This is a genomic window from Lishizhenia tianjinensis (genome assembly GCF_900116425.1).
Classification (GTDB): Bacteria; Bacteroidota; Bacteroidia; order Flavobacteriales_D; family Crocinitomicaceae; genus Lishizhenia; species Lishizhenia tianjinensis.
Genome location: NZ_FPAS01000001.1, coordinates 780,998 through 793,505 on the forward strand (window position 1 = coordinate 780,998; position 12,508 = coordinate 793,505).

The window sequence follows — 12,508 nt, forward strand, 5'->3', positions numbered from 1 at the left end:
AAGGGTTCACTTTAAATTCCAAAGCAAAATTCTTCAGAAAATTGGACATAAAAAAAGCCCCGAATAAAAATTCGGGACTTTGATTGCTAGAAAGTACTCTCTGCAATAGGAAAGAGTACTATTCAACAATTACTCGTTCAACAGCAGTACCGTTGTTCCCATAAACGGTAACAAGGTAAACTCCTTTTGATGTGTTAAATAAAACTAAGTTAACTACTGTTGCTGCTTGGAAATCGGTAGTTGAAATTACTTTTCCTTGAAGATCTGTAACCACAACTGTACCTGTATTCGCCTCATTAAATGCTATGTTAAACTGACCATTAGATGGGTTTGGATATACATTAAACGTTGAAGCGTTTTCTTGCTCTACCCCAACATTATCAATTGTAAAACAAGCTGAAGTATCCACACAAACACCATTAGTTACCTCTAAGGCATAATCACCATTGGCTTGTGGTGTAAATGAAGCACCTGTTTGGTTGTTCACATCTGAATAATTGATACAGTACAACCACTGATAAGTAGCGTTCGGACTTGTTTCATCAGCAATGAAAGTTCCGTTCGGGTAATCAAAAGTTACTCCGTTATCTACATTATCAATAGTAAGATCTAAGGTTACCACTGAATCACATCCTGCAACAGTTTGTAAAGTAGCTGTGTACTGACCTGAAGTTGTGTAGGTCATACCATCAGCAGCCCAAGTGTAAGTTGCACAAGCTACTTCTGTTTGCGTAGATGAAGTTGAAGAGTTAACAGTCAAATTCAAAATACGCGTAGAATCACATCCTCCAACTGAAGTAAAGTTTTCTGTATGCGTACCAGATGCAGTATAGGTCATACCATTTACTGGCCATGTGTAAGAATCACATGCATTAACGTTATCCGCAATTGTGTAATCTAAATTGATCGTTAAATCTAAAGTAATTACAGAATCACATCCGTTGATGTTTGTTAATGTGTGTGTGTATTGACCAGACTGGAAGTAAGACTGTCCATTCTCTGCCCATGTGTAAATACCACAGTTACTCACAGTTTGCGTAACCGCATCTGAGTTATTGATCGTTAAGTCTAAGGTTACAACTGAATCACAACCTAAAGCATTTGGAATTGTATGCGTAGCTGTGTTGTTAGACGCTGTATAAGTAACACCATCTATCCATGTGTAAGAATCACAAGCTGTAATTACGTCTGTTCCTGAAGTTGGAAGTCCGATCGTTAAATCTAAAGTAACGATAGAATCACATCCATTGATGTTAGTTAAAGTTTCTACATACTGTCCAGATGTAGTGTACGTTTGGTTGTTTGTAGCCCACGTGTATGTGTTACAAGCCGTTACCGTTTCAGTAATCGCATCTGCTCCTAAAACAGTTAAATTTAAAACGATGATAGAATCACATCCATTTACATTTGTTGTAGTTTCAGTGTAAAGTCCTGAAGTTGTGTAAGTCATTGAGTTCTCTGCCCAAGTGTAATCTCCACAAGATGTAACCGATGAGAAATTAGCATTCATACCAGAGGTTAAACCAGCTCCTACTACATAATTTGAAGCAGCACCCGTTAAATCCATGTTAGTAGCTGTTCCGTGGTTATTGTTTCCAGAGAAATCATATACTGGATCAACACCTGTGTTATCGGCACCTGCAGAACCTTCGTTAAATGTGTAGTACGCCATTAATTCTGTTTGAGGACCACACAATTCGCTATTCATAGAAGCTAAAAGTTCAGCTGGAGTTCTTGCAACATTCCAAATTCTTACTTCATCAATGTCTCCTGTGAAGTAACTAACACCGTCTTGTCTTCTACCTATAGAAACGTTGGCAGCTGTACCTGTATTAACAGTAGAAATGTATTTCTTAGCATCTTCTACACCATCGATGTACAAACGAACCGTATCATTATCTGCAGGATCATAGGTTACTGCAACGTGGTGCCAGTTTCCATCATTTACAGCTGTAGAACCTACTACTCCATTACCGGCAACCTCTAAACGTATAGAGTTGTTTTGTAATACATTAAAGGTGAATCGTTGTCCGTTTCCAGTATTACCGTAATCCACGATAACTTGCTGATTTGTAGTAGTTGCATCTACCGTTGTCTTAATCCATGCTTCAATTGTACGGGCTGCATCACCTGAAATACCTCCATAAGTAGTTTGAACATAGTCATCTACCCCATCAAAGTTCATGGCAGCATCATTAAATTGAACAGAAGAGCTTCCTACTGTAAAAGCAGTACATCCCGTTGTTTCTGTACAAGATCCATTGGTTAAGATTACCGCATAATTTCCACTTGCAGTTGGTGTGAAAGTTTGATTTGTTTCTCCTGAAATAACCGCATTACCATTGTCACAATCTATCCACTGGTAAGTAACACCTGTTTCCAAAGCTGTCAACGCAGATCCTGTATTAAGGATGTTAGTATTGAACGTTGGAATGGTTAAATCAATAGTAATCACCGAGTCACAAAATGCACCTGCAATTGTATCTTGGTAAATACCTGATGTTGTGTAGATATTGTTGTCTGGCGAAGTGTAGTCTCCACAGCTTGTTACCGTAATGGCATTTGTAGAAACTGGTCCATTTACAATACCTGTAATGTAATTTGACAATGAACCTGTCATACTAAAACCAGTACTAACAGTGTTTACACTTGTCGGTGTAATTTCATCCGTAATTGAAGTTATCGCAGTATTACTTGTACCTGCTGTACCTTCATTTAATTTGTAATATGCCTGAAGTGAAGATGGGAAAACACATAATTCATTGTTCATAGATGATTGAATCTCAACAAGAGATCTTACATCGTTATAAACACGAACTTCGTCCAAACTTCCGTCGAACATAGTGGTACTCGAACTATCCACACGCGTCCCTATCATAAAGGCCCCGCCTGTTACTGGAAGGTTTAAGGGTGTAGCAATATCACCTTGTGTATCCAAGGCTCCATCAACGTATAATTTGTATTTGTTAGTAGAGGCTGTAGCATCGTAAGTAACGGCAACGTGGTGCCAGTTATTGTCGGTTACGTTAACAGTCCCGGTTAGACCTCCTCCACCAACTTCTATTCTGATGTTGTCGTCTCCAGGGTTGATTTTAAATGAAAAACGAGAACCTGGACTTCCCAATCCTCCCATGTCGGTTATAAACCTCTGCTGAGAATCGTAAGTAGCTTTTATCCAAGCCTCTACTGTTTTTGAACCCGACGCCGTAAAGCCATCGTATTCGGTTGTAATGAAGTCATCGACCCCATCAAATTCCAATCCTGTTGATTGAGCAAATGCTCCTAAACTTAAACAGGTAAGTACACTGGTAATTATTCTTTTCATATATGTGGTTTTAACGTAGTGATCAATTTTACTTGACCACAACTTCCTTTAGCCTAGTTAAATGTCCATATGAAATGACACGAATAAAACTTCTTTTCACTTCCTGAAAAAGGAAAACAGTTTCATTTTGATTTAATTTAAGTGGTAGGGTTAAAACTACTCAGTAAATAGATCATTTTGTGTGTTTCATATTTTAGTTACGGATGGAAACAAAATTCCACCTCATGGTTTTTAGCAACACAAAAGTATCTAAGTACATAAAAAAAGATGTTACAAAGGGGTAAACACATGGTAAACACACTTGACTAACAAGCATTTAAAAACGCATCAAGTGGTAAAAAAAGATTAAAAGAGGTAGTGTTTCTTTAGATATCCTTTAGGAATTCATAAAGTACAGTACCCTTTTCGACGCCTAACTTTTTACTAAGTCTGTGTTTGGAAACTTTTACAGAATCCGGTGTAATGGATTTAACGATGGAGATTTGTTTCGTGGTCAATTTTAATCGAATCAAACCACATAGTTTGATATCATTTTCTGTAAGGTTGGGGAATTTATTGTTGAGTTTAATAAAAAATTCATCTCCCAATTGATCGATTAGTTTTTCCATTTCTAAGAAAGACTCGTCAATTTGAAGTTCATTATCAACAAAAAGTTTTATAGCCGATTTATCTTTGGCCTCTATCCCCTCCAGTTGGGTAATTCTCGTTTTTAAATCCTCTGCAAATTCTTTTTTACGTGCAAGGTTTAAAGTAGTCTCCGTTAATCGTTGCGATTGTCTTTCATTGGTAGCCTCTAACAATTCTTTTGATAAGCGTTGAATTTCATTCTTTCTTTTTAAACGATAAATCAGGAAGATAGCTACCACTACAATTAATAAGGCCAAGAGGGTAATCAACAAAAATCTAAAGCGCACCAAAGCCGTTTTTTGTTCTAAAAGCTTTATGTCCTCCTCCTGCTTGCGCGTTATCATCTGCTCTTCGTGCAATTGACTCTTAATTTTCAAATTTTGAAAACTAGATTTTGCCGCGTAAAGCTCTTCCATCTCCTCACCTCCGTACATGGATTCAAAAAGTCGGATATACTTCTTGTTATACAAAAGCGCTTTATCGTAAAGCTTCATGGCTTCATAGGTATCACTAAAGCATTTGTAAAAGCTTAGGTTAATTTTCAACCACGCCTGAGAATTCGATTGTTTTACCTGGTCAACCTCCCTCAAATAATACAACGATTTCTGAAAATTATTGATCTCCAAGTTCAATTGAGCAACCTCTAACAAGGCTTTGGCAATGTAAATACTGTCTTGCGATTTTCTACAAAACCCCAAAACCTCTTCCCACAATACCAAAGCGCTATCGGTTTTTCCCAAGAAATATTTTGTATTTCCAATGTTTCCCAGCACGGTGGCCTTCATCAACAGACCTTTGGTTGTTGTATCTTTCACATAATATGAATAAGAGGCTTCAAATTCCCTGAGGGCAGCGTTATAGTCCCCTTCCTCTATGTACGTTATTCCTATGTTGTTTTTACCAAATGCAATTTCTCGCTCATCCAAATACTCCTCAGAAGATTTTAGATATTCTTGGTAATATACACGGGCAGAATCCCACTGATTCAATTCTAAAAAGAGGTTACCTATGTAATGGTCCAAGATATGACCTTTATGATCTAATCCTTGCTTGTAAAGTTCTGATTGTTGTAATTTTCTTTGTACGATAGCCTCTTTGTACGCGCCTATACTGTGCAGGGCCAAAGCGATGCGGAAATGAATTCTGGGTGCAATTCCTTCATCATCTTTAAAATCGGGTTGTTCCTTTAACAACAAAGCTTCGTAAGCATTCTTTAAAGAAGCCTGGTATTCTTTTCTATGATAGTAAACACTGGCTAGGTTCAACTGAAATTTAAGCGCATACATGAGCTCTCCTTTGTTCATCGCTCTTTGGTAGGCCTGATTGATATCTACTACCTTAGCATCCTTTGTCTGTTCGAAATATTCGGACAATTTTTCTAAACTCCATTCATTCACAGGAATCGTTGTCGCTTCACTTTCTTGAGCGCGAGCAAAAAGCAAGAATAAACTAAAAGCTATAAATAGGAATATTGCGTGCAATCGAACTATCATATTCACAAAAATAAACTTCTTAAGCGCTCGTTGGAAACTAGAACTTAAAAATATTCTAAAGGGTAGTCTTCAAGGTGTTAAATCGCCTTTAAGTAATCATAAAGTATGGTTCCTTTTCTAAGTCCAATCCCTCCCTAAGAAACTAAGGTTTAATAAAATAAGCATGTTTTAATTAGACCATATAACATCTACTTAGCCAACAAGTTCTTCTGCAAGTTTCGCATAATCAACTCCATCGAAGTTTCCAGAACTCATCATTAACAAAGCTACATTCTGCATGTTTTCTTTGCGAATCTCAGCTATAACAGCTTCACTCTGGGTATAAACTTCCACATTTCCTCCAAAGGCAGCCAACACTTCTTCCTTGGTAATCGGCGCTAGTTTTTTGTGCGCTACTACCTCGTGGTTAAAGTAAACAATGGCCTTATCCGCAGCCGCCATGGCTCCCTTGTATTGGGGCAAAAATTCTTTTTTCAAAGAAGAAAACGTATGCAATTCCATACAGGCTATTACCTTCCTATCTGCAAACTGTTCCTTTACGGCTTTGGTAGTGGCTTTCAATTTAGAAGGAGAATGAGCAAAATCCTTAAACATCACAAAATCTTCCTTTTCATAGACCTTCTCCAAACGCTTTCCAGCACCCGTAAAATCTTTCATGGCCGACAAGAATTCCTCATTGCGTATACCCATTTCTTGCGCTAAATACATAGCTCCCATAAGGTTTTGCAAGTTGTGGGCTCCAAAAATCTGTAAAGGATAATCTTTACCCTCAAAGTGTAAAATACTTCCTGTTGGTGTAGAAGTATAAGCTGGTGTTTGATAGGCTTGTGCTTTGTAAGCTACCGAATTTCTCTCCCCTATCTTACGCACTTCTTCATCTTCTGTATTGTATACCAACACGCCACCAGGTACTATCTTTTCAGTAAATATTTCAAATTGTTCTACGTAATTTTCAAAGGTTGGAAACACGTTAATATGGTCCCATGCAATTCCAGAAATCATGGCCACATGCGGCTCGTATAAATGAAATTTTGGTCGTCTATCCAAAGGCGAACTCAAATACTCATCTCCTTCCAATACTATGGTATCCGCTTCATCACTCAACTTTACCATACAATCGTAACCTTCCAATTGTGCTCCTACCATGTAATCTACATTTTTGCCCAAGGCTTTCACCGCGTGCAATAACATAGATGTGGTGGTAGTTTTACCGTGAGACCCACCAATTACAATGCGCTTTTTATCCTTGCTTTTTTCATAAATATATTCCGGATAAGAAAAAATGGGTAAGCCCAAAGCTTCTGCTTTCAACAATTCTGGGTTGTCCGCACGGGCGTGCATACCTACAATTACAGCGTCTAATTCTTCATGAATGTTATCCGTACTCCAACCAATAGTTTCTGGCAAAATTCCTTCTTTAGCCAACCTGGATTTCGAAGGCTCAAAAATTTCATCGTCAGATCCGGTTACCTTATCTCCCTTGCGCGAAAGTGCAATGGCTAAATTGTGCATGGCACTTCCTCCTATGGCAATAAAATGTACATTCATATTCAAAATTTTTATGAAGATAAAAGAAATAAATAGTGCTGAAACTTCTCTCAAAAGAAGTACTTCATAATGGGCTGTTAAAAAGTGTATTTCTACGTGTGAGTTATTTTGTTGGCCAATTGCCGTAGAAAACGGCACTGGGTCATCCGTTCCTAGTAAAATTTCTTTGCGCCAAGTAGCTTTAAGGCTCCAGTGGGCTCCCTTCAGCACTGCTTCAGGCCTAGCTAAAGTCGCCCCCTGCACCCAAAAGCTTCTAAGCACACAAAATTCTACTACCTCTCCTCCCCCTATTGGTTTTAATTTTTACTATCTCATTAAAAATCATTACATTGAAGAAAAATATCAGAACTATGAAAATTCGAAACCTGCTCTTTCTAGGTACTTTAACACTTGCTTTGTTCGCTTTTAAAACGAATGAAAACACGAAGTTAAGAACTGGAACTTTTGGTGGCAATGGTCAAAATGCACCTCAAATCATCCTTAAAAAGGATGGTACTTTTTCTTATAAAGATTTGACCAATCAAAGAAAGCCCGTAGACACGCAAGGGAAGTATAGCATTAAAGGAGATAAGGTGATTTTTTCCGACTACCAGAGTCAAAACAAGCTGGAAAAGGAATGGAAAATAGTAAATGAGGGGAAATGTTTAAAGACCAAAAAGAACTTTGCCATTTACACCCTGTGCACGCAATGTGACTAATCCCGCTAAACTATAAACTAGAAAGCTGACTTGAACGTACAAGTCAGCTTTTTTTTGGCCATAAAAAAAGGAGGAAGTTTTGCAACTCCCTCCCTTTGGTTAACTATATAAACTCAGGATTATTGAACAACTACTCTAAATGTTTTAGCTGTCGTTGCGTTATAAACCTCTACGAAATACACACCTGTTTCTAGTGTTGAAAGATCCACTTTCGATACACTATTTTGTGCCAAAGTTTCATTTCCATTTACCACTTTTTGTCCGTTCACATTGTAAACGATAAAGTTGAAACTTCCACTACTTGCATTGTTCGCTATATTCAATACACCTGTTGTTGGGTTAGGGTAAACTTCTAAACCTTCAAACACTGCATCTTCCACGTTCAATGCATTACACGTTGCATCTACTGTTATCAATACGGTTGATGTATCTTCAGGACAAACTCCATTTCCTGTAATGTAATCGAAGTTAAACTGACCCGGAACAGATCCTGCATTGTAGTCATTCCCTTGAATCATAACATTAGATGGGTCGTACCAAGTACCTCCTAAATCTATTGTACCTGTTAAACCTTCAAATAAATTAAACTCTTGGTTCAAACAAAGAACTAAGTTACCACTCACTCCTGCTTGAGAAGGACCGTAAATTAATACCTCTTGCATTACGCTATCAGAAGCACATCCATCCACTACTTCGTACTCGAAAGTAAAGGTTTGGAACGCCAAAGTTTGCGTTGGGAAAATAGATCCACTAAAGTTTAAAGTTGGTGTTTCTTCATACCAAGTTCCACCCATTACATCGTAACCAGTAATACCATTGAATAAATCCACTGTATCTCCAGAACAAACTTCAATTAAACCTGTTGTAGTACCCGCTTCTGGATCTACATCACGCAATAAAATAGAGAATAAACCTGTGTTAGAAGAAGATTCTGAATCGTGTACCAAGTAATAAGTTTGACCTACAGTTAAACCACACACACTAAAGTAAGGAGCATTAGAACTTCCGTCTAAAGCATCATCATTCGCTGCTACTAAATTGTAAGAAGAAAAACCGTTACAGTTAGATACTTCGTAAATAGCAATCTGTCCAGAGAAACCTTCATCTTTACCTGAGATGTAAACATTTCCACTTGTTGGTGCTGTAAATGTATACCATGTTGTAGCATCAAATCCACCAGCTCCCCATCCTGTTGTAGACTGGTAGTTTGTTACCGGTGGTGCAGCATTTGCCTCATTGGCTTGTACTGTTGCTCCCACGTTGCTGAAGTAATGAACCTCTCCATTCACTGGAATTTCTTCTGCTAAACAAGAAGAATCATTGGTTAAAGGCATAATCACAGTAAGTGGTCCTACGAAGTAAGAAGTATCTGGTCCACAAACCGCTTGAAAATACACATCATATACTCCAGATCCCATTAATGAAGCATCAAAAATTGTATCTGTAAAGTTGTTGTCTACAGCAACAGTAGTTCCTGTATACAAATCAAATCCGTGCATTCCATACTGAAGGTTAAACCCAGTTGAAGGGTATAAGCCCGTTCCAGAACTTTCTATCCAGTTCCACTCCAAAGAAATAGAATCATCCATCGTTGCAGAGGTCATTGGAATAGGGTTAGAACAATGTGGTAGTGTAGAAATTTGTCCTAAAAGACCAAAATCACTTTGTAAAACACCAGGAATACAATCTGCAAAAATGTACACATCGTAAGTAGTTACATCATCTAATCCGAAAATGTTAACGGTGCTATTAGAACTTGTTAAGGTACCTAATCCACCCGTAGCAGGATCAAATCCAACAGGACCATAAACTATCGTCCAATCGTTTTCATTGGCCAAACCTGCATTCCAAGAAATAGATGCTGATGTTGCCGTAATTCCTGTTACAGAAAATCCTTCTGGCTTAGGACAATCTGTGTAATAAAGATTCACACATGAATTATTTTGTAAGTAGTTTACATCGTCGTAAGATACCACTACTGGGTTGTAGTTTCCAGTGGCACCTATAGATGCAGACCCACCAAAGTCGTATTGTGCTTGAGAACCTCCAAATTCAACATCTTCATAAACAAAGAAAATCTCACCTGTAGCTTCATCAATTTGAGCTTGGAAAGTAATGTTTTGTCCAACAACCCCACTAAAGTGTGGACGCGTCTCCCATTGTACAATGAAAGTTCTATTTGGAGCAGAACCTACAGTTTGGTAGTAAACAGATCCCGTTTCACTGTCTAAATCATCCCAGAAAGGATAGATTCCCGTATTGGCACCATTGATTGTTCCTCCCGTTGGTACAAAACCAGTAGCGGTTCCTAAAATAATACCACCATTGTTACCTATAGAAATATTGTTCACTGTTTGACCTTGGTAGAACAAAGCAAAAGGCAAGCTCACTCCTACGTTACCATCATCGGCTAAATTCTCAGATGTTCCTGTAGAAGAAATATCCACAAAACCTTGTGTTGGACAGTCAGGACGGTGATCCATAAACAATCCTTGACCATAAGTATTGATCATTGCAGCACCGGCGTATCCACTTGTATCTCCAGGTGAACAAATATTTCTTACGTATACATCGTATTCCATATCTGCCGTTAAACCTTGAATTTCAAAAGGAAGTGCTGTTACAATTCCTGTTGTACCTGTTCCAGTACCCGGAGTAAATCCTACCGCACCATACTCGTATTGGTAACTCGCTGCAGTAGCATTAACATCAAAATCTAAAGTAGCCGTTGTTGTACCACTCATTACAGGGTGTAAGTTAGAAGGTGCTGGACAAGTAACTTGTTCTATTATCGACCAGTTTTCTATATACATCCAGTAATCTCCTGTTGCCCAGTTAGCTTCCAACGCATAACGAACATTAGAACCCGCTGGCACTTCTACTGCCGTAGTAAAAGTAGATACCGTAGCACAGTTTGTTGAAGGTTGGTGATTGGTAGCATCGATAATTGTATCGGTTGCCCAAGTAGTTCCTCCGTCAATAGAGTGCTTTAACTCTAATGTACCGAATGTTGCTGGTGTGGCACCACCACCTGACCAGTTAATAATTTTGTAATCAAAGGAGATGTCTATTTGTCCCCCAGATGCAGGCTCATCATTGGTAATCAGGTCTGCATAGTTATACGTGGTATTATAAAGGTTTGCTCTAATTGCATTTGAACTACAAGTTGTTGTAGTAGTAGTTGCAAAACTAGTAGCACTAAAGTTCCCTGGAATTCCAGATGAAAAATCTTCATCTATGAAAACCTGAGACATTGCTGTTCCAGCACCCAAGCAAAGCGAGGTTGTTAAGAACAATTGTGTAAGTTTTTTCATGTTTAATTTTGATTTATATGTGCCTCAAAATTACCCACGAGAAAGAGTACAACCTAGAAAAGCAAGCTAAATCTGTGAAATTTCAAGGGACAAATCGCGGACAAGTGTGAAATTTCAAACAATTAAAATTGAATACTATCAACCCTTAGTGTAAATCAACCTAGCGCATTACAAAAACATTAAACCTGTACGAATAAAACATAAAGTAAATATTCTTTCAAAGAGCACAAATAAGCGCTTTACAAAGACATTTTTAAGCTTTTATAAAGAAGTCGTTAAAACTTTGAAAAACTCTTTCTAACTATGCACCGATTTTTGAAAGAAACATGAACAATACCCTTAAAATATATCTGCTCACTCTCATTTGTTTTGTGGCTGGAACTTCAGAATTTGTAATTGTTGGAGTATTGGACAAAATAGCAGGTGACATAGGTATTTCTGTTTCTATGGCCGGACAACTCATTACAGTATTTGCCATTACCGCGGCACTCGGAACACCTGTGGCCATCTATAGAATGCGTAAAATGAACCAAAAACATGTGTTAATTATCGCTTTATTAACCTTTACGTTAGGTTCTCTATTAATGACGCTAAGTAAAAACTTTAACCTTCTCTTACTGGCACGTGTAATTATGGCGTTAGGAATGGGGGTTTTTAATGTGTTGTGTTTTATTGTAGCTTCAGAACTTGCTCCCGAGCACAAGAAGGCAGGTGCTGTGGCTACCGTTACTGTGGGCTATAATGCCGCATTAATAGTTGGTTTACCTGTTGGGCGCATCATTACAGAGCATTTTGGATGGCAAAGTATCTTTATAGGTACCAGTATACTTTCCTTGGCTTTCATAGCTCTTTTAGCCAAACACCTCCCCTCCTTTCCCGCAACTACCGTATTGCCTTTAAAAGATCAAATACGCGTGTTTAAGCGACCTATTATTGTATTGAGTTTGGCCATGTCTTTCTTTTGGATTTTGGGCTACTCCTCACTTTACTCTTACATCACTCCCTTTCTTAAGGAAACATCTTTAATAAAGGAAAGTACCTTTAGTCTGGCCTTTCTTGCATTTGGAGTATCAACATTAATCGGTAATAAGTCTGGGGGGTATTTTGGTGATAGATTTGGAATACCCAACACCATCGCTACGAGTATGTTTATTCATTTAATTATACTCCTCACCCTTTCTTTATGTATAGGTACACATCCTTACTTAACCATAATTCTTCTCATGGCTTGGGCTATGGCAGCATGGTTACCCGGTCCCTTATTTCGTTTCAGTATCATGAATTTATCGCATGAAGCAAAAAGCGTTATTCTAAGCATTTACAACTCCATTATTCAATTCGGTTTTGCTGTGGGTGCTGCTTTGGGAGGTTTGGAAATTGATACCATAGGTACGGGCTATCTTTCTTGGACTGCCGCTGGTATAGTTGGTATCTCCTTCTTACTTACTTTAAAATATTGGAAGCAAAGAAAGAATGTGGAAGTTTAGCCTTTCCTCGTTCTTC

The 12,508-nt window shown here is 38.2% G+C and carries 6 protein-coding genes; 2 read left to right on the forward strand and 4 right to left on the reverse strand.

What is annotated here, in order from left to right; all coding sequences use genetic code 11:
• Nucleotides 1-118: 118 nt before the first annotated feature.
• From BM327_RS03765 to BM327_RS03775, 3 genes are all read right to left on the reverse strand, one after another.
• Nucleotides 119-3,325, reverse strand: a complete 3,207-nt coding sequence (locus BM327_RS03765) for a LamG-like jellyroll fold domain-containing protein (protein ID WP_090246493.1) — start codon at nucleotides 3,323-3,325, stop codon at nucleotides 119-121.
• A 365-nt stretch (nucleotides 3,326-3,690) separates the two neighbouring features.
• Nucleotides 3,691-5,445 (reverse strand): tetratricopeptide repeat protein, encoded by a 1,755-nt coding sequence (locus tag BM327_RS03770; RefSeq protein ID WP_090246496.1) that lies wholly within the window; start codon nucleotides 5,443-5,445, stop codon nucleotides 3,691-3,693.
• Between the two features lie 192 nt (nucleotides 5,446-5,637).
• Nucleotides 5,638-6,993, reverse strand: a complete 1,356-nt coding sequence (locus BM327_RS03775; RefSeq protein ID WP_090247604.1) for a UDP-N-acetylmuramate--L-alanine ligase — start codon at nucleotides 6,991-6,993, stop codon at nucleotides 5,638-5,640.
• A 350-nt stretch (nucleotides 6,994-7,343) separates the two neighbouring features.
• Between BM327_RS03775 and BM327_RS03780 the strand changes: the two genes are divergently transcribed.
• A complete protein-coding gene (locus BM327_RS03780) occupies nucleotides 7,344-7,691 on the forward strand; it encodes a hypothetical protein (protein WP_139230234.1) in 348 nt (115 codons plus the stop codon).
• Nucleotides 7,692-7,810: 119 nt separating this feature from the next.
• On the opposite strand, the gene BM327_RS03785 is transcribed toward BM327_RS03780, so the two are convergent.
• Nucleotides 7,811-11,005 (reverse strand): T9SS type A sorting domain-containing protein, encoded by a 3,195-nt coding sequence (locus BM327_RS03785; RefSeq protein ID WP_090246500.1) that lies wholly within the window; start codon nucleotides 11,003-11,005, stop codon nucleotides 7,811-7,813.
• 326 nt (nucleotides 11,006-11,331) lie between these two features.
• Between BM327_RS03785 and BM327_RS03790 the strand changes: the two genes are divergently transcribed.
• Nucleotides 11,332-12,492, forward strand: a complete 1,161-nt coding sequence (locus tag BM327_RS03790) for an MFS transporter (RefSeq protein ID WP_090246503.1) — start codon at nucleotides 11,332-11,334, stop codon at nucleotides 12,490-12,492.
• Nucleotides 12,493-12,508 lie beyond the last annotated feature (16 nt).